Annotated in this window: 25 protein-coding genes and 1 tRNA gene; 18 read left to right on the top strand and 8 right to left on the bottom strand. The window is 61.3% G+C overall.

Features of this window, described 5'->3' with window-relative positions:
- Positions 1-379: 379 nt before the first annotated feature.
- Both hemH and C4J86_RS03815 read right to left on the bottom strand, forming a co-directional pair.
- A complete protein-coding gene (gene hemH, locus C4J86_RS03820; RefSeq protein ID WP_124369528.1) occupies positions 380-1,405 on the bottom strand; it encodes a ferrochelatase in 1,026 nt (341 codons plus the stop codon).
- 14 nt (positions 1,406-1,419) lie between these two features.
- Positions 1,420-2,319 carry a TIGR01777 family oxidoreductase gene (locus tag C4J86_RS03815; protein WP_124369527.1) on the bottom strand — a complete coding sequence of 300 codons (900 nt, stop codon included), beginning with the start codon at positions 2,317-2,319 and terminating at the stop codon, positions 1,420-1,422.
- 212 nt (positions 2,320-2,531) lie between these two features.
- On the opposite strand from C4J86_RS03815, the gene C4J86_RS03810 reads away from it, so the two are divergent.
- From C4J86_RS03810 to C4J86_RS03760, 11 genes are all read left to right on the top strand, one after another.
- Positions 2,532-3,518, top strand: a complete 987-nt coding sequence (locus C4J86_RS03810; protein ID WP_124369526.1) for an NAD(P)/FAD-dependent oxidoreductase — start codon at positions 2,532-2,534, stop codon at positions 3,516-3,518.
- On the top strand, positions 3,515-3,730 hold the full coding sequence (locus tag C4J86_RS03805; protein ID WP_124365762.1) for a TIGR02450 family Trp-rich protein: 216 nt from the start codon (positions 3,515-3,517) through the stop codon (positions 3,728-3,730). The genes C4J86_RS03810 and C4J86_RS03805 overlap by 4 nt, the downstream gene beginning before the upstream one ends.
- Positions 3,731-3,841: 111 nt before the next feature.
- A complete protein-coding gene (locus tag C4J86_RS03800) occupies positions 3,842-4,801 on the top strand; it encodes a DUF523 and DUF1722 domain-containing protein (protein WP_124369525.1) in 960 nt (319 codons plus the stop codon).
- Between the two features lie 3 nt (positions 4,802-4,804).
- Positions 4,805-5,734 carry a MerR family transcriptional regulator gene (locus C4J86_RS03795; RefSeq protein ID WP_124369524.1) on the top strand — a complete coding sequence of 310 codons (930 nt, stop codon included), beginning with the start codon at positions 4,805-4,807 and terminating at the stop codon, positions 5,732-5,734.
- Entirely contained in the window at positions 5,735-7,174 is a 1,440-nt protein-coding gene (gene phrB / locus C4J86_RS03790) for a deoxyribodipyrimidine photo-lyase (RefSeq protein ID WP_124369523.1), read from the top strand.
- Complete coding sequence (locus tag C4J86_RS03785) at positions 7,171-7,953, top strand: SDR family oxidoreductase (RefSeq protein WP_124369522.1); 783 nt, start codon at positions 7,171-7,173, stop codon at positions 7,951-7,953. Before phrB ends, C4J86_RS03785 begins: the two co-directional genes overlap by 4 nt.
- On the top strand, positions 7,950-9,197 hold the full coding sequence (locus C4J86_RS03780; protein ID WP_124369521.1) for an NAD(P)/FAD-dependent oxidoreductase: 1,248 nt from the start codon (positions 7,950-7,952) through the stop codon (positions 9,195-9,197). The genes C4J86_RS03785 and C4J86_RS03780 overlap by 4 nt, the downstream gene beginning before the upstream one ends.
- Entirely contained in the window at positions 9,194-10,003 is an 810-nt protein-coding gene (locus C4J86_RS03775; protein ID WP_124369520.1) for a DUF1365 domain-containing protein, read from the top strand. Before C4J86_RS03780 ends, C4J86_RS03775 begins: the two co-directional genes overlap by 4 nt.
- Positions 9,990-11,261: a cyclopropane-fatty-acyl-phospholipid synthase family protein gene (locus tag C4J86_RS03770; protein ID WP_124369519.1), complete on the top strand. Its 1,272-nt coding sequence runs from the start codon at positions 9,990-9,992 to the stop codon at positions 11,259-11,261. The genes C4J86_RS03775 and C4J86_RS03770 overlap by 14 nt, the downstream gene beginning before the upstream one ends.
- A complete protein-coding gene (locus tag C4J86_RS03765; protein ID WP_124369518.1) occupies positions 11,254-11,733 on the top strand; it encodes a DUF2878 domain-containing protein in 480 nt (159 codons plus the stop codon). Before C4J86_RS03770 ends, C4J86_RS03765 begins: the two co-directional genes overlap by 8 nt.
- Before the next feature lie 53 nt (positions 11,734-11,786).
- On the top strand, positions 11,787-12,092 hold the full coding sequence (locus C4J86_RS03760) for a YkgJ family cysteine cluster protein (protein WP_124361204.1): 306 nt from the start codon (positions 11,787-11,789) through the stop codon (positions 12,090-12,092).
- Positions 12,093-12,771: 679 nt separating this feature from the next.
- On the opposite strand, the gene C4J86_RS03755 is transcribed toward C4J86_RS03760, so the two are convergent.
- The 6 genes from C4J86_RS03755 to hemA form a co-directional block, all read right to left on the bottom strand.
- Positions 12,772-13,290 (bottom strand): acyloxyacyl hydrolase, encoded by a 519-nt coding sequence (locus C4J86_RS03755; protein ID WP_065888032.1) that lies wholly within the window; start codon positions 13,288-13,290, stop codon positions 12,772-12,774.
- A 99-nt stretch (positions 13,291-13,389) separates the two neighbouring features.
- Entirely contained in the window at positions 13,390-14,184 is a 795-nt protein-coding gene (gene murI, locus C4J86_RS03750) for a glutamate racemase (RefSeq protein WP_124369517.1), read from the bottom strand.
- Positions 14,177-14,932, bottom strand: a complete 756-nt coding sequence (locus C4J86_RS03745; protein ID WP_124369516.1) for a molybdopterin-synthase adenylyltransferase MoeB — start codon at positions 14,930-14,932, stop codon at positions 14,177-14,179. Before C4J86_RS03745 ends, murI begins: the two co-directional genes overlap by 8 nt.
- Positions 14,926-15,756 (bottom strand): peptide chain release factor N(5)-glutamine methyltransferase, encoded by an 831-nt coding sequence (prmC, locus tag C4J86_RS03740; RefSeq protein ID WP_124369515.1) that lies wholly within the window; start codon positions 15,754-15,756, stop codon positions 14,926-14,928. Before prmC ends, C4J86_RS03745 begins: the two co-directional genes overlap by 7 nt.
- Complete coding sequence (gene prfA / locus C4J86_RS03735) at positions 15,757-16,839, bottom strand: peptide chain release factor 1 (RefSeq protein ID WP_124369514.1); 1,083 nt, start codon at positions 16,837-16,839, stop codon at positions 15,757-15,759. It lies immediately after the preceding gene.
- Complete coding sequence (gene hemA, locus C4J86_RS03730; RefSeq protein WP_124369513.1) at positions 16,836-18,125, bottom strand: glutamyl-tRNA reductase; 1,290 nt, start codon at positions 18,123-18,125, stop codon at positions 16,836-16,838. Before hemA ends, prfA begins: the two co-directional genes overlap by 4 nt.
- Positions 18,126-18,307: 182 nt before the next feature.
- Between hemA and C4J86_RS03725 the strand changes: the two genes are divergently transcribed.
- The 7 genes from C4J86_RS03725 (at position 18,308) to pth (ending at position 24,104) form a co-directional block, all read left to right on the top strand.
- A complete protein-coding gene (locus tag C4J86_RS03725) occupies positions 18,308-20,032 on the top strand; it encodes a tetratricopeptide repeat protein (protein ID WP_124361197.1) in 1,725 nt (574 codons plus the stop codon).
- A 4-nt stretch (positions 20,033-20,036) separates the two neighbouring features.
- Positions 20,037-20,654: a lipoprotein insertase outer membrane protein LolB gene (gene lolB / locus C4J86_RS03720; protein ID WP_124365751.1), complete on the top strand. Its 618-nt coding sequence runs from the start codon at positions 20,037-20,039 to the stop codon at positions 20,652-20,654.
- Positions 20,655-20,703: 49 nt separating this feature from the next.
- Positions 20,704-21,507, top strand: coding sequence for a 4-(cytidine 5'-diphospho)-2-C-methyl-D-erythritol kinase (gene ispE / locus C4J86_RS03715; RefSeq protein WP_256657489.1), 804 nt, complete (start codon positions 20,704-20,706; stop codon positions 21,505-21,507).
- A 37-nt stretch (positions 21,508-21,544) separates the two neighbouring features.
- Positions 21,545-21,619, top strand: a tRNA-Gln gene (locus tag C4J86_RS03710).
- Between the two features lie 46 nt (positions 21,620-21,665).
- Positions 21,666-22,607 carry a ribose-phosphate pyrophosphokinase gene (locus tag C4J86_RS03705; RefSeq protein WP_003208392.1) on the top strand — a complete coding sequence of 314 codons (942 nt, stop codon included), beginning with the start codon at positions 21,666-21,668 and terminating at the stop codon, positions 22,605-22,607.
- A 138-nt stretch (positions 22,608-22,745) separates the two neighbouring features.
- Entirely contained in the window at positions 22,746-23,351 is a 606-nt protein-coding gene (locus C4J86_RS03700; protein WP_124361194.1) for a 50S ribosomal protein L25/general stress protein Ctc, read from the top strand.
- Between the two features lie 168 nt (positions 23,352-23,519).
- Positions 23,520-24,104 carry an aminoacyl-tRNA hydrolase gene (gene pth, locus C4J86_RS03695; protein WP_003188350.1) on the top strand — a complete coding sequence of 195 codons (585 nt, stop codon included), beginning with the start codon at positions 23,520-23,522 and terminating at the stop codon, positions 24,102-24,104.

Genomic DNA, 24,104 nt, shown 5'->3' with positions numbered 1-24,104 from the left:
CGGCCCCCCAAATCACTGTCGGATTACGGGCACACCGAGCCTAAGCGAGGTGCCGAGTGGTGGGGCAAGAGCGTTTTGCTTACTTTTGCGCTTTTCAAAAGTGAGACGCCGTAAGGGCGGAATCCATAGCAGCCGTTACCGCAGCAACGGATATGTACTCGCCCTGATCCAGCATCCTGGTCGGCTGTCAGGCCGCCATCGGGAGCAAGCCCCCTCCCACATTTGGATCGCGCGGCATCAGTCAGATAGCTATAGGCCGCCAGGTCGCCACGGGAGCAAGCTCCCTCGCCACAGGTTCAGGGCTACGCCAAAGTTGTGTAGATATCTATGGCTATCGGGGGCAAGCCCCCTCCCACATTTGGCTATTCGCACGGCTTAATTACAGTGAAACAGGCGCCCGTTCACACAAGGTATTGAGCGCCGCAGCCCATTGCGGGTCATCATTCAGGCAGGGCACCAACACCAACTCCTCGCCCCCGGCCTCACGGAACTGCTCCCGCCCGCGATCACCGATCTCCTCCAGAGTCTCGATGCAATCGGCGACAAACGCCGGGCACATCACCAGCAGTTTTTTCACGCCTTGTTGCGCTAACGCTTCGAGACGCGCCTCGGTGTAGGGCTCGATCCACTTGGCGCGGCCCAGGCGGGACTGGAACGCCACCGACCATTTGCCGTCCGGCAACCCCAGCCGCGCAGCCACGTCCCGGGCGACGCTGAAACACTGCGCGCGGTAGCAGGTGGCAAGCACCTCCGGGGACGCGTTCCTGCAGCAGTCAGCGTCTTTGAAGCAATGCTGGCCCGTGGGGTCGAGCTTGGTCAGGTGACGCTCAGGCAAGCCGTGGAAACTCAACAGCAGGTGGTCGTAATCCTGTTCTACATACGGCCGCACACTCGCCGCCAAGGCATCGAGGTACTCAGGCTGATCGTAGAACGGCTGCAGGATCGAGAATTGCACCTTCAGTTTCTTGTCGCGCACCACGCGCCTGGCTTCCTCGATCACCGTGGTCACGGTGCTGTCGGCAAACTGCGGGTACAGCGGCGCCAGGGTCACTTTCTGGATGCCCTGGGCGGCCAGGCGCGTCAGCACCGTTTCAAGCGAAGGCTCGCCATAACGCATCGCCAGTTCCACCGGGCCCTGGGTCCATTGCGTGGTCATCTGCTGCTGCAGGCGACGGCTGAGGACCACCAGCGGCGAGCCCTCCTCCCACCAGATGGACGCATAGGCATGCGCCGACTGCTCAGGGCGCTTGATCAGGATCAGCGACACCAGCAGGCGGCGCACCGGCCACGGCAGGTCGATCACATAAGGGTCCATCAGGAACTGATTGAGGTAGCTGCGCACATCGGCCACCGAAGTGGAGGCCGGTGAGCCCAGGTTGACCAGTAACAACGCGTGATCCGTCATGCAACATCCTATCTCTAGAGGCGGCTGGACAAGTCGTCCAGGGCCGCACGCAACTCAGTGAACTGGAAAGTGAAACCCGCCGCCAGCAGCCGCTCAGGCAGGGCCTTTTGCCCGCCCAGCATCAAGCCCGACAACTCGCCCAAGCCGACCTTCAACGCAAAGGCCGGCATCGGCATGAACGCCGGGCGGTGCAGCACCTGGCCCAACGTCTGGGCAAATTCGCGATTACGTACCGGGTGTGGCGCACAGGCATTATAAGGACCGCTGGCGTCAGCCTTGTGCAGAAGAAAATCAATCAGGGCGATTTGATCCTGGATATGCACCCACGGCATCCATTGCCGACCATTGCCGATCGGCCCGCCCAGCGCCAGTTTGAACGGCAGCAGCAGGCGCGACAAAAAGCCGCCCTCGGCCGCCAGCACCAGGCCGGTACGCACCAGCACCACACGAATGCCCAGGGCCTCGGCCCGCACGGCGGTTTCTTCCCAGGCGATACACAACTGGCTGGGGAAATCGTCCTGCACCGGGCCGCACGCTTCAGTCAGTTCGCGCTCGCCGCCGTCGCCATACCAACCCACCGCAGACCCGGAGATCAGCACCGCCGGTTTTTGTTCCAGGCCTTCCAGCCATGCCAGCAGGCTTTCGGTCAGGCTGATGCGGCTGCTCCACAGCAAAGCCTTGCGTTTGTGGGTCCAGGGACGGTCGGCGATGGGCGCACCGGCGAGGTTGACCACCGCATCGACGCCGCCGATCACGTCCTGCAAGCGCCCGACACCCGCCACTTGCGCGCCGCAGACCCGCGCAACGGCTTCGGGTTTGCGGCTCAACACGGTCAAGCGATGGCCCTGGGCAAGCCAGTGCCGGCACAGTTGACGGCCGATCAAGCCGGTACCGCCGGTCAGCAAAATATGCATGGGACGCTCCTCATGTAACGTTCGCCGCCGCTCACTGGTCTATTTTATAAGCAGGGATCAATTTAATAATCGAGCGTGGCGGCCATTCAGCCCTTAGCTTAACCATAGGTCACGCCACACAATCAGGCACGCCAAAACTTATACCAAAAAACAATATTGTACAGCTATTGGTGTCGGCGTAGTCTGTACCCAACGGTAAAACGAGGCCTCCCATGACTGTCCCCATTGCGATCATCGGTACCGGCATTGCCGGTCTCTCCGCCGCCCGAGCGTTACGAGACGCTGGGCACGTTGTACAACTCTTCGATAAAAGCCGCGGCAGCGGCGGCCGTATGTCCAGCAAGCGCAGCGATGCCGGTGCCCTGGACATGGGCGCACAGTACTTCACCGCGCGCGATCGGCGCTTCGTCAACGAAGTGCAGCGCTGGCAAAGCCATGGCTGGGCGCAACAGTGGAAACCCCAGCTGTACAACTTCAAGTCCGGCCAACTGACGCCCTCCCCCGACGAACAGATCCGCTGGGTCGGTACACCGCGCATGAGCGCCATTACCCGCGCCCTGCTCGATGATCTGCCGGTGGAATTCGGTTGCCGCATCACCGAGGTGTTCCAGGGCACCCAGCACTGGAACCTGCTCGACGCCGATGGCGGCCATCACGGCCCGTTCAGCCATGTGGTCATCGCCACGCCGGCGCCCCAGGCTACCACCCTGCTGGCCGCCGCACCGAAACTGGCGAGCGTCGTGGCCGGGGTGAAAATGGACCCCACCTGGGCCATCGCCCTGGCCTTCGACACGCCTCTGGATACGCCGATGGAAGGCTGCTTCGTGCAGGACAGCGCCCTCGACTGGCTGGCGCGCAACCGCAGCAAACCGGGGCGTGACGTCACCGTCGACACCTGGGTGCTGCATGCCACCAGCACCTGGAGCAAGGCGCACCTGGACCTGCCCAAAGAGGCCGTGATCGAACACTTGCACGGCGCCTTCGCCGAGTTGCTGCATTGCGCCATGCCCGCGCCCTCATTCAGCCTGGCACACCGCTGGCTCTATGCCAGACCGTCCAGCAGTCATGAATTCGGCGTGCTGGCCGATGCCGACCTGGGCCTGTTCGTCTGCGGCGACTGGTGTTTGTCGGGGCGCGTCGAAGGCGCCTGGCTCAGCGGCCAGGAGGCGGCGCGACGGTTGATCGAGCACCTGCAATGAATCGCATCAACCCGGCCAAATTGCTATTGTCGAAATGGACAGCCACCTTGCCGAAAAACAAGGAAAAACACTTCCTCGTCACCGAACTGTTTCGTGACGAGGAAGGCACCGTGCTGGAGATCGAGCTGCAAGCGGTGATGACCCGACGAACCGAGCGCGTTGGCTGGCAAACATTGCAGAATACGGATAGCTGGAAAATGGGATGGCAGTAAGCCCTGCGAAAATACCTGTACAAAATAATTGACTTGTACAAGATCAAATCTATGATGAAATTAGTTGTACAGTAATTCGCACCTGTACAGGAATTTCACAGAGGTTTGCCCATGCCCCATTCCGTGAAACCCAAGATCGGCATCAGTGCCTGCCTGCTGGGCGAGAACGTGCGTTTCAACGGCGGGCATAAACAATCCCTGTTGTGCAGCCAGACCCTGGCCGACTACTTCGACTACGTGCCGCTGTGCCCTGAAGTCGCAATCGGCTTGGGCATCCCCCGCGAAACCATTCGCCTGGTCGGCGACGCGGATAATCCCCAGGCCGTGGGCACCGTCCACCGCGAACTCAACGTGACCCAGCCACTGGATGAATACGGGCAGGCGATGGCGCGTGAACATACCGACCTGTGCGGCTACATCTTTATGCAGAAATCGCCGTCCTGTGGCCTGGAGCGGGTCAAGGTTTACCGTGAGAACGGCGCACCGGTGGATGGCGGGGGGCGCGGTGTCTACGCCCAGGCATTCTGCGCGCGCCACCCCAACTTGCCGGTGGAAGAAGACGGCCGTCTGAATGACCCGGTATTGCGAGAAAATTTCCTCACCCGCGTGTTCGTCTACGCCAGCTGGCAGCAACTGCTCGCTGATGGCCTGACGCGTCATCGCCTGCTGGCCTTTCACTCGCGCTACAAATACTTGCTGATGGCCCACAGCCCGGCGCACTACAAAAGCCTCGGCCAGTTGCTCGGCACCATGGGCAAGGATGACAAACTCGACGAGTTGGCCACCTGCTACTTCTGCGAACTGATGACGGGCCTTAAGAGGTGCGCCACCCGCGGTACCCACACCAATGTGCTGCAACACATCAGCGGCTACCTCAAGGCGTCGATCAGCGCCGACGACAAGCAGGAAATGCAAACCATCATCGGCCAATACCACCAAGGCATCGTGCCTCTGGTGGTACCGCTTACCCTGCTCAAGCATCACTTTCGTCAACACCCGGACCGCTACATTGCGCAGCAGGCCTACCTGCAACCGCACCCGGAAAATCTCAGCCTGCGTAATGCGATCTAAGCCATGAACGTTGCCCTGCAAGACGAAACCGGCGAAGACATCGCCCAAGCCCTGAAAAATGGCTGGTTACCGATCCGCGAGGTGGCGCGCCAGACCGGCGTCAACGCCGTGACCCTGCGCGCCTGGGAGCGCCGTTATGGCCTGATCGTGCCCCAGCGCACGCCCAAAGGGCATCGGTTGTTCAGCGCCGACCATGTGCAGCGCATCCACGCCATCCTCACCTGGCTCAATCGGGGCGTGCCGGTCAGCCAGGTAAAAGGTTTGATCGACTCCGCCCAGGCCAACCCCGAGCCGATGGAAAATGAATGGCACACCTTGCGTCAAACCTTGATCACTGCCATTGGCGAATTGGCTGAACGCCGGGTCGACGATGCCTTCAACCAAGCCATGGCGCTCTACCCGCCACGCACCTTGTGCGAGCAGTTGATGCTGCCGCTGCTTCGCGAGCTTGAACAAAAATGGCAGGGTCAATTCGGCGCGCAGATGGAGCGGGTGTTTTTCCTGTCCTGGCTGCGCAGCAAGTTTGGCGCGCGGATTTACCACAACAATCGTCAACTCCACGGCACTCCGTTGCTGCTGGTCAACCACTCCGACTTACCCCTGGAACCGCACCTGTGGCTCAGTGCCTGGCTGGCCAGCAGCGCCGACTGCCCGGTGGAGGTGTTCGACTGGCCGCTGCCCGCCGGCGAACTGGCCCTGGCGGTAGAACACCTGCAACCGCGTGCGGTGCTGCTGTATTCAAGCAAAGCGCTGCAGGTCCCGGCACTCACCAAACTGCTGGCCGGCGTTGGTTGCCCGATACTGATTGCCGGCCCCACGGTATGCATCCACCACGCCGAGTTGGCCGCACTCACCCATGACCTTCCCGACGTGTTCGTCGCCGAAGACCCGTTGTCGGCCCATCAGATATTGCTCCAGCGTGGAATTGTCTAAATGCACTTGATCTGGCTGCGCACCGACCTGCGCCTTCACGACAACACCGCCCTGGCTGCCGCAAGCCAGCGAGGCCCGGTCGCGGCGGTTTACCTGATCACACCGCAACAATGGCTGGCCCACGATGACGCGCCCTGCAAGGTCGACTTCTGGCTGCGCAACCTGCAAGCGCTGAGCCAGGCGCTGGCAGCCCTGAACATCCCGCTGTTGATCCGTCACGCCGACACCTGGGACCAGGCGCCCGGCGTATTGAGCCAGCTGTGTCGGGAGCTCAAGGTGCAATCGGTGCACGTCAACGACGAATACGGTATCCACGAGAGCCGGCGCGACGCCGCCGTGGCCCAGGCGTTGGAAGCCCAGGGCGTGACCTTCCAGCGTTACCTGGACCAGCTGTTTTTCCAGCCGGGCAGCGTGCTGACCCAGTCCGGCACCTACTTCCAGGTATTCAGCCAGTTCCGCAAGGTGTGTTACACCCGTCTGCACAGTGCCTTGCCGCGCCTGGTGGCAAGCCCCAAGGCCCAGGCCCGGCTCGACGTGAAAAGCGACGTCATCCCCACCCGCGTTGAAGGGTTCGCGCCACCCAGTGAAACCTTACGTGCCCTGTGGCCCGCCGGTGAAGACGAAGCGCGCCGCCGCCTCGACGCTTTTGCAGACGAGCAGATCAGCTATTACAAAGACGAGCGCGACTTCCCCGCCAAGCCCGGCACCAGCCAGCTGTCCGCCTACCTGGCCGCCGGAGTCGTGTCGCCACGCCAGTGCCTGCACGCGGCGTTGCAGTCCAACCAGGGCGAGTTCGAAAGCGGCGACATCGGCACGATCACCTGGATCAACGAACTGCTGTGGCGTGAGTTCTACAAACACATCCTGGTGGGTTACCCACGGGTCTCGCGCCATCGTGCGTTCCGCCCCGAAACCGAAGCCGTGGCCTGGCGCAACGCGCCCGAGGACCTGGCCGCCTGGCAGCAAGCGCGCACCGGTTTGCCGATTATCGACGCGGCCATGCGCCAACTGCTGGAAACCGGCTGGATGCACAACCGCCTGCGCATGGTGGTGGCGATGTTCCTGACCAAGAACCTGCTGATCGACTGGCGCGAGGGCGAGCGCTTCTTCATGCGGCACCTGATCGACGGCGACTTGGCGGCCAACAACGGCGGCTGGCAGTGGAGTTCGTCGACGGGCACCGATTCGGCGCCGTATTTCCGGATTTTCAGCCCGCTGAGCCAGTCGGAAAAATTCGACAGCGAAGGCCTGTTCATCAAGCACTGGCTGCCGGAGCTGGCCGCGCTGAACAAGAAGGACGTGCACAACCCGCAAGCCGCCGGCGGTTTGTTCGGCATCGCCGATTACCCGCGCGCCATTGTCGACCTGAAACACTCCCGCGAGCGCGCCCTTGCCGCCTTTCGCAGCCTGCCCACGCGTCCAGAGAGGAGAATGGGATGAGCCTGACACCGCCCCGTCGTTATTGGTTGACCGGCGCCAGCAGTGGCATCGGCGCCGCGCTGGCCGTGGAGCTGCTCAACAGCGGCGCCCATGTGGCGCTCAGCTCGCGCACTAAAGGCCCATTGGCAGCACTCGCCCAGCGTTATCCGGGGCAGGTGCTGGTGGTGGCCGGCGACTTGACCAACAGCCAGACCGTACGCGAAATCGGTGAACGAATCGGCGAAGCCTGGGGGTCGCTGGATACGGTGATCCTCAACGCCGGCACCTGTGAGTACGTCGACGCCCGGCAGTTCGATGCGTCGATTGTCGAACACGTGGTGCGCACCAACCTGCTGGCCAGCAGTTATTGCATCGAAGCCGCGCTGCCGCTGTTGCGTGCCGGGCGTACGCCACACCTGGTGGGCGTGGCCAGCGCCGTGACCTACCTGCCCATGCCACGTGCCGAAGCCTATGGTGCCTCGAAGGCGGGGCTGCGCTACTTGTTCGAATCCCTGCGTATCAGCCTGTCGCCCGAGAACATCGACGTCACGGTGATCAGCCCGGGGTTTGTCGACACGCCCCTGACCGAACGCAATGATTTTCCCATGCCGTTGAGCTGGTCGGCCGACAAGGCGGCGAAGCATATCTTCGCCAAACTGGAAAAGCGCCCGCTGGAGATCGCCTTTCCGGCCATGTTCATCGCCACCTTGTGGCCGCTGTCGAAGCTGCCTAACCGGGCCCAACTGATCATCGGCAAACGCATGTTGCGCAGCCCGCCGCCGCACAAGGACGACCTGTGAAGATCGCCATTATCGGCAGCGGCATCGCCGGGCTGACCAGCGCCTACCTGCTCAGTCGGCGCCACGACATCACACTGTTCGAGGCGGGTGACTGCCTCGGCGGGCATACCCATACGGCCAACGTGACGGTCGAGGGCCAACGCTATGCGGTGGACACCGGTTTTATTGTGTTCAACGACTGGACCTATCCCAATTTCATCCGCCTGCTGGAGCAGATCGGCGTCAGGTTCAAACCTACCGAGATGAGTTTCTCGGTGTGCGACCCGAGCGCGGGGTTCGAATACAACGGCAATAACCTCAACAGCCTGTTTGCCCAGCGTAGCAACATGCTGTCGCCAGGGTTCTGGGGCATGCTGCGCGATATTCTGCGCTTCAATCGCCAGGCGCCGCAGGACCTGCAAGCGCAGCGCATCAGCGCCGACATGACCCTGGGTGATTATCTCGACGCCGGCGGTTATGGCCCGCGCTTTATCCGCCACTACATCGTGCCGATGGGCGCGGCGATCTGGTCGATGTCCTTGGCCGACATGCTCAAGTTCCCCTTGCAGTTCTTCGTGCGTTTCTTCAAGAACCACGGTTTGCTGTCGGTGAGCAATCGCCCGCAGTGGTGCGTGATCGAAGGCGGCTCCAGCTGTTATATCGAACCGCTGGCCCGCAGCTTCCGCGATCACGTACGCCTCAACTGCCCTGTGCATAACGTGCAACGCACCGACGACGGTGTGGTTATCCACAGCGCGGCCGGCAGCGAGACGTTCGATCGCGTGGTCTTCGCCTGCCACAGCGACCAGGCCCTGGCATTGCTCGCCGACCCCAGCCTGGCCGAACAGCAAATCCTTGGCGCCCTGCCCTATGCCGACAATGACGTGGTGCTGCACACCGACACCCGACTGCTGCCCGACCGCAAGCTGGCCTGGGCCAGTTGGAACTACCGGCTGAGCGGCAGTCAGCAGCATCAGGCCGCTGTCACCTACGACATGAACATCCTGCAAGGCATCGACAGCGCCACCACCTTTTGCGTGAGCCTCAACCAGACGTCGATGATCGATCCGCTGAAGATCCTGGCGCGCTACACCTATGCCCATCCGCAATACAGCCTGGCAGCGGTGGCCGCGCAAGCGCGCTGGGAAGAATTGCATGGCGCGCGCAACACGTTCTACTGCGGCGCCTACTGGGCCAACGGTTTCCATGAAGACGGCGTGGTCAGCGCCCTGCGCGTGGCCCAGGCCTTTGGGGAAACCCTGTGAACAGCGCCCTGTACAGCGGCTGGATCGCCCATCGTCGGTTTGCGCCCAAGGCCCATGCCTTTCGCTACCGCATCGGCCTGCTGTACCTGGACCTCAGCGAAGAGGACGCGGTGCTCGCGCTCTCCCCCCTGGCCGGCGGGAGCCGCCTGGCGCCGTTCGGCTTTCGCCAGCAGGACTACCTGCGCCAATTCACGCGCCACGGCCTGGGTTTGAGCGACGCGGTGCGCCAGGAAGTCGGCAAGGCCCTGGGGCGCACCCCGCAGGGCGCTATCTACCTTCTGACCCAGGCCCGCAGTTGGGGCCTGGCGTTCAACCCGGTGAGTTTCTTCTATTGTTTCGAGGCCGACGGGCAGCTGGCGGCGATCCTGTGTGAAGTCACCAACACCCCCTGGCGCGAGCGCTATCACTACGTGTTGCCGGCCCAGGCACTGGGCGCCGATGAACACCAGCACTTCGCCGTGGCCAAGGCATTCCATGTGTCGCCCTTCCTGCCGCGCGACCTGGAATACCGCATGAGCTTCAGCCCGCCGGCCGCCCGGCTCGGCGTGCACATGGCCGATTGGCAAGGCGCGCATAAAGTCTTCGACGCCACCTTGAGCCTGCAAAAAGAGGCCTTGAACCGCGCCAGCCTGCATCGCTATCTATGGCGCTTTCCCTGGATGACCGCCAAAACTTGCCTCGCGATCTACTGGCAGGCCCTGCGCCTGCTGCTCAAACGCACACCGATTTTCCCCCACCGAGCCGCCGAAGGCGTCTCCAGCACCGCAGTCGGGTATACCAAGGACCGCCGCCATGAAATCCCCTAGCTTATCGGTCAAGACCAATCGCCTGAACGTCAACGGCCTCAGCGCTGCGCTATTGCGCAAAGGCGTGTTGCGCCAACTCAGCCAATTGCGCCATGGGCAATTGGTGATCGTCGAGGACGGCGAGCGACAAGTGTTCGGCGCACGGGAAGCGCAACTGCTGGGGGAGATCCAGATCCTGGATTCGGCGGCGTGGGGCCTGGTGGCCGCCAACGGCTCTATCGGCGCCGGCGAGGCATTCATCCACGGTTATTGGAGCAGCCCGGACCTGACCGCCGTGGTGCGGGTGATGGTCAGCAACCTCGACGTGCTTGATGCGATGGAAGGTGGCCTGGCCCGCCTGGCGCGGCCGTTCACCCAGGGCCTGCACTGGCTCAACCGCAACACGCGCAAGGGCTCGCAGAAAAACATCGCGGCCCATTACGACCTAGGCAACGACCTGTTCGAGGCGTTTCTCGACCCGACCATGATGTATTCGGCAGCGCAATTTCTCAGCGCCGACGACACCCTGGAACAAGCGCAACTGAACAAGCTGGAACGCATCTGCCAGAAACTGTCGCTCAAGCCCACTGATCACCTGCTGGAAATCGGCACCGGCTGGGGCAGCATGGCGCTGTACGCGGCGCAGCATTATGGTTGCAAGGTCACCACGACCACCTTGTCCAAGGAGCAGTTTGCCTACACCGCGCAGCGCATCGCGGCGGCGGGCCTGCACAGTCAGGTGACGGTGCTGCTGCAGGACTACCGCGACCTCACGGGTGAGTACGACAAGCTGGTGTCCATCGAAATGATCGAAGCGGTAGGCCATCGCTTCCTGCCCACGTATTTCAAGCAGTGTGCGCATTTGCTCAAACCCGACGGCCTGATGCTGCTGCAAGCCATCACCATCCGCGAACAACGCTTTGAGCAGGCCAAGCACAGCGTCGACTTCATTCAACGCTACATCTTTCCCGGCGGCGCCCTGCCCAGTGTGCAGAACATGCTGCAGATCGTCTGCCGCGACACCGACATGAACCTGCTGCACATGGAAGATTTCGGCCTGCACTACGCACGAACCCTGCGCCTGTGGCATGAGAACTTTCGCCGCGCCCATGGCCGCCTCGCGGAGCTTGGCTACGACGAGTACTTTCTGCGCTTGTGGGAGTTCTACCTGTGCTACTGCGAGGGCGGCTTCATGGAGCGCACGATTGGCACCGCGCAGTTACTGCTGGCTAAGCCTGCGGCAATCAACCCGCCGTTGCTCGGACGCTTCAGTGCTTAAATCCCTGGCGAATGCCGCGTTGTTCCAGTGCGGCTGGTTTGCCTGCGTACTCGGCGGCGATAGCCTGTGGTTGCTGGTGGGGTTGGCGGTACTGGTGATCAACCTGCTGTGGATAAGTCCGCTGGCGGATGAAGGGGTACTGATCATCGGCGTGACGCTCGCCGGCACGCTGCTCGACACGCTGTTGCGCACCCTGGGGGTATTCCACTTCAGCGAACCGGGGCCGTTGATTCCGTTCTGGTTGATGCTGCTGTGGGCATTGCTGGCCACCACCCTGCGCCACTGCCTGGCCTGGAGCGCCCGGCCGTGGTGGCGTGCCGCCCTGTTGGGGGCGGTGGGTGGGCCGTTGTCGTATTACGCCGGCAGCCAATTGGCTGGCGTGCAGTTTGGCTATGGACTGGGGCCGACGATGGCCGGGCTGGCGGTACTTTGGGCCGCAGTGTTTGTCGGCATGCAGCGGCTGGCTAACTGACGTCCGTCGCGCATTCCTACACCCATGGCCTGCTTGGCTTACACTGCGCGCCTATGACCAACATCCCTCACATTCAAATCACCGAACCCGCCGTCACCTGCTCGACGTGTGCGGCCTGCTGTTGCCAGTTGGAAGTCATGCTGATCACCGACACCGGCGTGCCGCAGCGCTATATCGATACCGACGACTGGGGCGGCGAAGTGATGCTGCGCCTGGATGACGGCTGGTGTGCGGCGCTGGACCGGAACACGATGATGTGCACGATCTATGAGCTTCGGCCGTTGATATGCCGGGAGTTCGAGATGGGGGCGCCGGAGTGCCTGGAAGAGCGTGCAGGTATTGCTACGGTTTATCGCTGAGACTGAAATGAGTGGGGATCCAAATGTGGGAGGGGGCTTGCCCCCGATAGCCATAGGTATCTACACAACTTTGGCGTAGCCCTGAACCTGTGGCGAGGGAGCTTGCTCCCGTGGCGACCTGGCGGCCTATAGCTATCTGACTGATGCCGCGCGATCCAAATGTGGGAGGGGCGGTGCGACGATTCGACTTGCCCCCGATGGCGGCCTGACAGCCGACCAGGATGTTGGATCAGAGCGAGTACATATCCGTTGCTGCGGTAACGGCTGCTATGGGGTCCGCCCTTACGGCGGCTCACTTTTGAAAAGCGCAAAAGTAAGCAAAACGCTCTTGCCCCACCACTCGGCACCTCGCCTAGGCTCGGTGTGCCCGGAATCCGACAGTGATTTGGGGGGCCGCCGCCACGCGCCATCCATGGCGCGGGGCGGCTAAACCGGCATCCTTGCCGGTTTACCCCCCAAATCCCTGTCGAATTCCGGCCAGCGTGGTTTAACGGGGCGCCTAAGATCAAGAGCAAGATCAAGAGCGGCTCGCTTCGCATCGTGGTTACCGTAGGCTGCTACAAAATTGTGTAGATACCTATGCCCCGATAGCGGTGTGTCAGTCACCTATAATTTGACTGACCGGCCGTCATCGGGGGCAAGCCCCCTCCCACATTGGTTTATCGGTGTTTCTTAAACCTTACAGCGGCATGGTGTAGTGCAGCGCGTAGCTCTCTACCCCATCGTTGTTGCTGCTGATCCCGGCGTTGGAATAGTGCGTGGCGCGAATGCCCACTTCATGTCCGCCGGCAAACCGCAGGCCGAAACCCAGGCGGTCTTCGAACTGGAAGGACTGGCCGATGTTGTTGTCTTCCAGTTTGGTGCGGGAGAACAACGCCACGCCGATCCCGGCCTCGATGTAGGGTTTGACCGACTCGCCGGCAAACTCATACACAAACACCGGCGAGAACGACAGGCTGCTGGCGCCTGCACGGTCATCACCTTCCCAATACGTATAAGCGCCGCTCCAGTAGCCTGTCAGGCGACCGACATTGCTCTGCATCCAGCTTTTGTCCCAATCCGAGGTCAGGCCCAGACGGTAGGTCAGCGTTGAATCGCTGGTGCTGCCCAGCCCGAACTCCAGGCCGGCGGCCTGGGTGGTAATAGAGTGTCCCACCATCACAGCCGCAATAGCAGCCATACAGAACAAGCGCTTCATAGAAACTACCTTTGCGAACGAAGTTGTTGGTTATTTACGGGCCATCTCGCTATAGAAGCTGACGTAGAGCCAGAAGTTCAGCGAGATTTCACGAAATTTTCACGAGGCGAAGCTTCGCACAACTCCAGGATGTTTCCAAAGTGTCGGTAGGATATTTCTTAGGTGATACACATCGCCGCTGGTCCAGAACTGTGCCGGGACATGTGCGCCGCTGGCCAGCAAGCCGCGTTCGCCCAGTAAGCGCTTGAGTTGTCGCGCGACGGCGGCGCCAGTGTCGATCAGGATGATGCTCGGGGGCAGCATCTGCGCCAGCAGTGGCTTGAGGAAAGGGTAGTGGGTACAGCCGAGGATGATGGTGTCGCAGCCAGCGCAGAGCAGCGGTTCGAGGTAGCCCTGCAATAACTGGCGCAGGGCCGGGCTGTTCAGGTCGCCGGTTTCAATCAGCTCTACCAGGCCCGGACAGGGTTGGGTAATCACCCGCACGTCGGTGGCGAAACGGTCGAGCAAGGCGGCGAACTTGGCGCTTTGCAGCGTGCCAGTGGTGGCCAGCACGCCGACCACGCCACTGCGTGTCGCGGCAGCCGCCGGTTTTACCGCAGGCTCCATGCCGACCAGGGGCCACTCGGGGTAGTCCTGGCGCAAATCGGCAACAGCGGCGACCGTCGCGGTGTTACAGGCAATCACAAACGCCTTGGCCCCCTGCCCGCGAAAAAACTCGGCGACCCGGCGCGAGCGTTCGCGGATGAAGGCCGGGGTTTTCTCGCCATAGGGGATGTGCCCGCAATCGGCCACGTACAACAGTGACTCCTGGGGTAACAACTGCTGGATTTCCTCCAGTACCGACAAGCCGCCGACCCCGGAATCGAACACACCGATGGGCGCGTCGTTAACCATGTTGCGTCCCGCACACGCTGCAACCAGGGTCGCGTTTGACGCGCAACTCACGAAAGCGCGTGGTCAACGCGTCGATCAGCAACAAGCGCCCCACCAACGGTTCGCCGAACCCGGCCAGCAGCTTCAACGCTTCCAACGCTTGCAGGCTGCCGACCAGCCCCACCAGAGGGCCGACCACGCCGGCTTCACTGCAGGTCAGTTCGGTGTCGCTGCCATGCCCGTATAAGCAGTGGTAGCACGGGCTTTCGGGGCGACGTGGGTCGAAGACCGACAACTGCCCTTCAAGGCGAATCGCCGCGCCACTGATCAAGGGTTTGCCGGCCATCACACAGGCCGCGTTAACCGCCTCGCGAGTGGAAAAGTTGTCGCTGCAATCAAGCACCACGTCGACGGCAGCGACGGCTGCCGCCAACGAATCGGCATCCAGCGCGGAACGGTGGGCGAGCAGCGCGACCTCGGGGTTGAGGGCGCTCAGCCGCCCCATGGCCGAATCGACCTTGGTCTGCCCCACGCTGTCGCTGTCGTGGATGATCTGGCGCTGCAGGTTGGTCAGGTCGACCGTGTCGAAATCCGCCAAATGCAACTCGCCCACCCCAGCGGCGGCCAGGTATAGCGCAACCGGCGCACCCAGCCCGCCCAGGCCGACGATCAGGGCGCGGCTGTTTTTCAAGCGCAACTGGCCGTCGATGTCCACATGCTGCAACAGAATCTGTCGGCTGTAGCGCAACAGCTCCTGGTCGCTCAGCACGAGCGGCGTCCCAAGGTGATGCGCTCATGGCCGCCAAGGTCGATGCGGCTGTGCACCTCTTCAAAGCCTTCACTGAGCAACAGCTCGCGCACGGCCGAAGCCTGGTCGTAACCATGCTCCAGTAACAGGCGGCCACCGGCATTCAAGTGGGCCGGGGCCTGTTTGATGATCAGGCGCAGGTCGTCCAGCCCGTCGCCGCCGGCCACCAGCGCACTGGCCGGCTCGAAGCGCACGTCGCCGGCTGCCAGGTGTGGATCGTTGGCGGCAATATACGGCGGGTTGCTGATGATCAGGTCATAGGTGTGGCCTTGCAACGCGCCGAACCAATGGCTAGTGAGCACCACTGCGTTATTGAGGTGCAGCCGCTGGCGGTTGCGCTCGGCCAAAGCCACCGCTTCAAGCACGCGGTCGACGGCCGTGACTTGCCACATCGGCCGTTCACTGGCCAGGGCCAGGGCGATGGCGCCGCTGCCGGTGCCCAAATCCAGGACCTCGGCGGGCGTGGCTGGCAGCAATTCCAGGGCGGTTTCCACCAGCAGTTCGGTATCCGGACGCGGGATCAGCGTGTGGGGAGCGACCTCCAGGTCCAGCTTCCAGAAGCCTTGCTGGCCGAGGATGTAGGCCACCGGCTCACCGACGCGACGGCGTTGCAGGTAGCCAGCAAAGGTCAGGGCGTGCTCGCTGCTGACGATCTTTTCCGGCCAAGTGTGCAGGTAGCTGCGGGACTTGCCCAACGCAGCGGCCAGCAGCAATTCGGCATCCAGGCGCGCGGTGGGCGAGTCGGGCAGGTCGGCGGCGCGCAACAGGCTGGCAATGATGGTCATTTATTCACCTATCGCCGCCAATTGATCGGCTTGGTATTCGGCGAGCAGCGGCTCGATCACGGCATCGACGCCACCGGCGAGAATTTCATCCAGGGAATACAGGGTGAGGTTGACTCGGTGGTCGGTGACCCGGCCCTGGGCAAAGTTATAGGTGCGGATGCGCTCGGAGCGGTCGCCCGACCCCACCAGCAGCTTGCGCTCGCTGGCAATCGCGTTGGCAGCGGCGCTGGTCTGCTGGTCATTGAGCTTGGCCGACAGCCAGGACATCGCCCGCGCACGGTTCTTGTGCTGGGAACGTTCTTCCTGGCATTCCACCACAATGCCGGACGGCAAGTGAGTGATGCGGATCGCCGAGTCGGTCTTGTTGACGTGCTGGCCGCCCGCGCCCGACGAGCGGTAGGTGTCGACGCGCAAGTCCGCCGGGTTGATCTCGATCGCTTCCTGCTCGTCCGGCTCGGGCAACACCGCCACAGTGCACGCCGAGGTATGGATACGGCCCTGGGACTCGGTCGCCGGAACACGCTGCACACGGTGCACGCCGGATTCGAACTTCAGCTTGCCGTAGACGTTATCGCCCTCGACCCGCGCGATGACTTCTTTATAGCCGCCGTGCTCACCTTCGTTCTCGGACAGGATTTCCACGCGCCAGCCGCGGCGCTCGGCGTAACGCGAGTACATGCGGAACAGGTCGCCGGAGAAAATCGCCGCCTCGTCGCCACCGGTGCCGGCGCGGATTTCGAGGAACACATTGCGCCCGTCGTTAGGGTCTTTGGGCAGCAACATGCGCTGCAGGTCGCCTTCCAGCTCGACGAGCTTTTCCTTGGCCTCGCGCACTTCTTCCACGGCCATTTCGCGCATGTCCGGGTCGCTGTCCTTGAGCAGCGCCTGGGCGCCCTCGAGGTCGGCCTGCACTTTGAGCAGGTGCGTGTAGGTGGCCACAATGGGCTCGACTTCGGCGTATTCCTTGGAATAGGCACGGAACTTGGTTTGATCGGCAATGATCTCGCCATCGCCGAGCAAGGCGGTCAGTTCTTCGAAACGGTCCTGGAGCACATCCAGTTTATTGAGCAGTGACGCTTTCATTGCGGTTTTTTATCCGAAGAGCTGTCTGACGCGCCCTCACCGAGGGCAAAGAGTTCCTGGGCCATGGCCAGCGCATCAAGGCGGCCTTCGGCAGTCAATTTTTTAAGCTGTACGCTGGGGGCGTGGAGCAGCTTGTTGGTCAGGCCACGGGCCAGCTGCATCAACACCTCTTCGGCGCTGCTGCCATTGGCCAACGAACGCTGGGCTTTGATCAGCTCCTCATCGCGCAGGCGTTCGCCCTGCTGACGATACGCCTTGAGCACATCCACCGCCGCCAGTTCACGCAGGCGCACCATGAAATCTTCAGCGCCGGTGCTGACCATTTCCTCAGCGGCCTGGGCGGCGCCCTGGCGACTCTTGAGGTTTTCGGCGACCACTTCGTGCAGATCATCGACGCTGTAGAGGTAAACGTCGTCCAACTCGCCGACTTCTGGTTCGATATCCCGGGGAACGGCGATATCCACCATAAAGATCGGTTTGTGCTTGCGCAGCTTCAACGCGCTCTCGACCGCGCCTTTGCCCAGGATCGGCAACTGACTGGCGGTGGAGCTGATGACGATGTCACTGCGCACCAGCTCAGCCGGGATGTCCGACAGCAGCACGGCATGCGCACCGAACTGCTCGGCGAGGATGCTGGCGCGCTCAAGGGTGCGGTTGGCCACCACAATGCGCTTCACACCCAGTTCGTGCAGGTGACGCGCGACCAGGGTAATGGTTTCGCCGGCACCGATCAGCAACGCCTGGCTGCGCTGCAAGTCGCTGAAAATCTGCTTGGCCAGGCTGACGGCGGCAAACGCCACGGATACCGGGTTCTCGCCAATGGCCGTGTCGGTGCGCACCTGCTTGGCGGAATTGAAGGTGGCCTGGAACAGGCGGCCCAGCAGCGGGCCGACCGTGCCGGCCTCGCGGGCCACGGCATAGGCTGATTTCATCTGGCCAAGAATCTGCGGTTCGCCCAGCACCAGCGAATCGAGACCGGCCGCCACGCGCATCATGTGACGAACGGCCGCATCGTCTTCGTGCACGTAGGCACTGGCGCGCAGGTCATCGAGGCTCAAATGGTGGTAATCGGCCAGCCAGCGCAGCACAACATCGGCAGACAGGTGTTCCTGCTCTATATAAAGCTCACTGCGATTGCAGGTCGAAAGGATTGCAGCTTCGCGGCTGTCGGTAAGCCGGCAGAGCTGCTGCAAGGCCTCAACCAACTGCTCTGGCGTAAACGCTACGCGCTCGCGCACGTCTACCGAGGCAGTCTTGTGGTTAATACCGAGTGCGAGAAAGGCCATTCACTATCGCTGATGATGTCGGGAAGCCGACAATTGTCCTACTTCGAAAGATCCAGAACAACCACCGTCGTCTATTGTCCCTATACGTTGTGCCTATAAAGGCATCCATTGAGACTCGGTTATGTTTGGCCGAAGGCTTGTGTCATGATGATCCGACCGCAGGTTAGTCGTCCTCTTCCTATATGAATAGATCTTCCGCGTTGCTCCTTGCTTTTGTCTTCCTCAGCGGCTGCCAGGCCATGGCACCCGTGTCGCCGGACGCTACAGCGCCGGTGGAAGACAGCACCCCCGCCCCTGAAAAGCCCAAGGTTTATTCCTCGTTCAGCGAAGAAACGGTCTACAGCCTGTTGACCGCAGAACTGGCCGGCCAGCGTAATCGCTTCGATATTGCCCTGGATAACTACGTGACCCAGGCCATCAATACCCAGGACCCCGGTATCTCGGAACGCGCGTTTCGCATCGCCGAGTACCTGGGCGCCGACCAGGCTGCGCTGGACGCCTCGCTGATCTGGGCAAAAAACGCCCCGGACGACCTGGAAGCCCAACGGGCGGCCGCTGTGCAACTGGCACGCGCCGGGCGCTATGACGATTCCATGGTCTACATGGAAAAAGTCTTGCAGGGCAAAGGCGACACGCATTTTGACTTCCTTGCGCTGTCAGCCGCCGATACCGATCAGGACACGCGCAATGGCCTGATGAAGAGTTTCGACCGCCTGCTGCAAAAGCATCCGAAGAACAGCCAGCTGATTTTCGGCAAAGCCTTGCTGCTGCAGCAGGACGATGAAGCCGACGCCGCCCTCAAGCTGCTGGAGCAGAACCCGCCGGAAGACGGTGAGATTGCACCGATCCTGCTACGCGCCCGCCTGCTGCAGAACCTCAACCGCGGCAAGGAAGCGATTCCACTGCTGGAAAAAAGCATCAAGAAATATCCGGACGACAAGCGCCTGCGCCTGACTTACGCGCGGATGCTGGTTGAGCAGGACCGCATGGAAGACGCCAAGGTGCAGTTCGCCAATCTGGTCCAGCAATACCCGGACGATGACGAACTGCGTTATTCCCTCGCGCTGGTGTGCCTGGAAGCCAAGGCCTGGGATGAGGCCAAGGGTTATCTTGAAGAGCTGGTCGCGCGCGAAAGCCATGTGGACTCGGCGCACCTGAACCTGGGCCGCATCGCTGAAGAACGCAACGACCCGCAAGCGGCCTTGCTTGAGTACGCCCAGGTCGGCCCGGGCAATGATTACCTGCCGGCCCAGTTGCGCCAGGCCGATATTCTGATGAGCAACGGTCGTACCGACGAAGCGGAGAAACGCCTGGCCGCGGCTCGCGATGCCGAACCGGACTACGCGATCCAGTTGTATCTGATCCAAGCCGAGACTTTGTCGGCCAATAACCAGGGCGAACGCGCCTGGAAGTTGTTGCAACAAGCGTTGCTGCAATACCCCGACGACCTCAACCTGCTCTACACCCGCGCCATGCAGGCAGAAAAACGCAACGACCTGGCGCAGATGGAGAAAGACCTGCGCCTGATCATCAAGCGCGACCCGGACAACGCCATGGCCCTCAACGCCCTGGGCTACACCTTGTCCGACCGCACAACGCGCTACGCCGAAGCCAAGGTGCTGATCGAACAGGCCCACAAGCTCAACCCGGAAGACCCGGCCGTGCTCGACAGCCTGGGCTGGGTCAACTATCGCCTGGGCAACCTCGACGAGGCCGAGCGCCTGCTGCGCCAGGCGCTGGAGCGCTTCCCCGACCAGGAGGTAGCCGCCCACCTGGGCGAAGTGCTGTGGGCCAACGGCAAGCAACGCGAAGCGCGACAAATCTGGGAAAAATTCCTCAAGGAACAACCCGAAAGCCCCATCCTGCGCGGCACCATCAAGCGCCTGACCGGATCCGAGACCCTATAAGCTTATGTTCTTGCGCCACGTTATCGTTTTCAGTTTCATCGCCCTGCTCGCCGGTTGCGCGGGCGTAGGCAACCGCGAATCCGTTGAAGGCCAGGGCAACCCGGCACAATGGCAACAGCACAAGGACCAGCTCAGCAGCATTGACGGCTGGCAGATCGAAGGCAAGGTCGGGGTGCGCGCACCGAAAGATTCCGGCAGCGGCACCTTGTTCTGGCTGCAACGCCAGGATTACTACGATATTCGTCTTTCAGGCCCGCTGGGTCGCGGTGCCGCGCGCCTGACCGGTCGACCGGGGCAAGTCAGCCTTGAAGTGGCCAACCAGGGCCGCTACGAAGCGACCTCCCCGGAAGAACTACTGGAGCAGCAGATCGGCTGGAAGCTGCCCGTTTCACACCTGGTCTGGTGGGTGCGCGGCCTGCCCGCGCCGGACAGCAAAAGCCGCTTGAGCCTCAATGGCGACAGTCGCCTGGCCTCCCTGGAGCAGGACGGCTGGCAAGTCGAGTACCTGAGCTACGTGCAACAGAACGGCTACTGGCTGCCCGAGCGCATCAAACTGCACGGCACCGACCTTGACGTCACGCTGGTGATCAAGGACTGGCAACCGCGTAAATTGGGGCAATAACGTGACTGTCGCAAAACTCACGCTGCCCTCTCCCGCCAAACTCAATCTGATGCTGCACATCCTGGGCCGTCGTGAAGACGGCTACCACGAGTTGCAGACGCTGTTTCAATTTCTCGACTACGGCGATGAACTGACCTTCGCCGTGCGTGACGATGGCGTGATCAAGCTGCACACCGCGTTCGAAGGCGTGCCCCACGACAGCAACCTGATCGTGAAGGCCGCGAAGAAGCTTCAGCAGCAATCCGGCTGCCCACTCGGCATCGATATCTGGATCGATAAGATCCTGCCCATGGGCGGCGGTATCGGTGGCGGCAGTTCAAATGCCGCGACCACCCTGCTCGGCCTCAACCACTTGTGGCAACTGGGCTGGGACCTTGATCGCCTGGCCGTACTGGGCCTCACACTCGGCGCCGACGTCCCGGTTTTCGTGCATGGGCATGCCGCATTTGCCGAGGGTGTGGGGGAGAAACTGACCCCCGTGGAGCCCGAAGAGCCGTGGTATCTCGTGCTGGTGCCGCAAGTATCTGTAAGTACAGCAGAAATTTTTTCAGATCCGTTGTTGACACGTAACTCTTCTCCCATTAAAGTGCGCCCCGTTCCCAAGGGAAACAGTCGAAATGACTGCTTACCGGTTGTAGCAAGGCGTTATCCAGAAGTACGTAACGCTTTGAATTTGTTAGGTAAATTTACCGAAGCAAAATTAACCGGAACTGGAAGTTGTGTGTTTGGGGGCTTCCCAAGCAAAGCTGAAGCTGATAAAGTCTCGGCCCTTCTTACAGAGACCCTTACAGGGTTTGTAGCAAAAGGAAGCAACGTTTCGATGTTGCATCGCAAGCTGCAAAATCTGCTCTAAAAGGAATCGAGTGTTAGGCACTCGTTGCAACAGATACAGGGGCGTCGCCAAGCGGTAAGGCAGCAGGTTTTGATCCTGCCATGCGTTGGTTCGAATCCAGCCGCCCCTGCCATTTTCTAATACTCATCCAGGTTACCCTCAGCCTCTAGGTACTGCGCGTGTCCAAGATGATGGTCTTTACGGGGAATGCCAACCCCGATCTGGCTCGACGTGTCGTACGTCAGCTGCATATCCCTCTCGGTGACATCTCTGTCGGTAAATTCTCCGACGGCGAAATTACTGCCGAGATCAATGAAAACGTTCGCGGTAAAGACGTCTTCATTATTCAGCCGACCTGCGCTCCGACCAACGATAACCTGATGGAACTCGTCGTGATGGCTGATGCCTTCCGCCGCTCCTCAGCGACTCGAATCACAGCTGTAATCCCTTATTTTGGTTATGCCCGTCAGGATCGCCGTCCGCGCTCCGCACGTGTGGCCATCAGCGCGAAAGTCGTTGCTGACATGCTGACCGTGGTAGGTATCGACCGTGTTCTCACGGTTGACCTGCACGCTGACCAAATCCAGGGGTTCTTCGATATTCCGGTAGATAACATCTACGGCTCCCCCGTCCTGGTGGATGACATCGAAGACCAACGCTTTGAAAACCTGATGATCGTGTCCCCGGACATTGGTGGCGTCGTGCGTGCACGGGCTGTCGCCAAATCCCTGGGCGTGGACCTCGGTATCATCGACAAACGCCGCGAGAAAGCCAATCACTCTGAAGTGATGCATATCATCGGTGATGTCGAAGGGCGTACCTGTATTCTGGTTGATGACATGGTCGACACCGCCGGCACCCTGTGCCACGCGGCGAAAGCCCTGAAAGAGCACGGTGCCGCAAAAGTCTTCGCCTACTGCACACACCCTGTGCTGTCGGGCCGAGCGATCGAGAACATCGAGAACTCCATGCTGGACGAACTGGTGGTGACCAACACCATCCCGTTGTCCGCTGCAGCTCAAGCCTGTTCGCGTATTCGTCAACTGGATATCGCACCGGTAGTTGCCGAAGCGGTTCGCCGCATCAGCAACGAAGAATCGATCAGCGCGATGTTCCGCTAAGGGTCAAACCTGCGGACCATTTCACTGACGAAAAGCGCCCCGCCCCAGCATTCCGCTGGGGCGGGGCTTTTTTGCCCATATCGCCTTTAGCGCTGGTCGCAAACGCTGGGGCGAATGTGGTTATTTTGGAGATACAACATGAACGATTTTACTCTGAATGCTGAAGTGCGTTCCGACCTGGGGAAAGGTGCGAGCCGCCGCCTGCGTCGTCTCGCAAGCCTGGTTCCAGCTGTAGTTTACGGTGGCGACAAAGCCCCTGAATCCATCAGCATGCTGGCTAAAGAAGTTGCCAAACTGCTCGAAAACGATGCTGCCTACAGCCACGTTATCGAACTGAACGTTGGCGGCACCAAGCAGAACGTGATCATCAAAGCCCTGCAACGTCACCCGGCCAAAGGCCACGTGCTGCATGCTGACTTTGTACGCGTTATTGCCGGCCAGAAACTGACCGCCATCGTTCCAGTGCACTTTGTTGGTGAAGAAGCTCCGGTCAAGAAAGGTGGCGTTGTTTCCCACACTACTACCGAGCTGGAAGTAAGCTGCCTGCCGAAAGACCTGCCTGAGTTCATCGAAGTCGACCTGTCGGCTGCTGAAATCGGCACCATCATTCACCTGTCCGACCTCAAGGCCCCTAAAGGCGTTGAGTTCGTTGCACTGGCTCACAACGACGACAAGGCTGTTGCCAACGTCCACGCGCCACGTGTTGTAGCAGAAGATGAAGCAGGCGAAACCGCTGCCGAGTAATGCTCTGTGCAGCGTCGGAGCTTGAGGAAACATCGCGGACCGAAACGTAGCGAGAAAGCGGGCGATAACGCGAAGTTTATCTCTGGATAAGTGAGCTCCTGTCGTCCACTTTCGCCGCACGTTGGTTGCGGCGATGTTATCCACAACTCCAAAGGAAGGGCCCCTGTCGTGACCGCCATTAAACTGATCGTTGGCCTGGGAAATCCAGGCGCCGAATACGAACAGACCCGGCATAACGCGGGGGCCCTTTTTGTTGAGCGCATCGCCCACGCCCAAGGCATCAATCTTGTGGCCGATCGCAAATATTTTGGCCTGACCGGGCGCTTCTCGCACCAGGGTCAGGATGTTCGTCTGCTGATTCCCACCACCTACATGAACCGCAGCGGCCAGGCTGTCGCGGCGCTTGCGGGGTTCTTCCGGATCAAACCCGAGGAAATCCTGGTGGCCCATGACGAACTGGACCTGCCACCCGGCGTTGCCAAGCTCAAGCTGGGCGGCGGGCATGGCGGGCACAATGGCTTGCGCGACATCATCGCGCAGTTGGGTAATCAGAATAATTTCTACCGTCTGCGGCTCGGCATTGGCCACCCAGGCGTTGCCAGTATGGTTTCAAATTTCGTCCTGGGTCGTGCGCCACGCGCCGAACAGGAAAAACTCGATGCCAGCATCGACTTTGCCCTCGGCGTGCTGCCGGATATCTTCGCCGGTGAATGGAACCGTGCGATGAAAAACCTGCACAGCCAGAAGGCCTGA

It is taken from the genome of Pseudomonas sp. R2-7-07, assembly GCF_003852355.1.
Classification (GTDB): Bacteria; Pseudomonadota; Gammaproteobacteria; order Pseudomonadales; family Pseudomonadaceae; genus Aquipseudomonas.
Note: the sequence above shows the minus strand (reverse complement) of the source record. Positions and strands in the feature narration are given on the sequence as shown.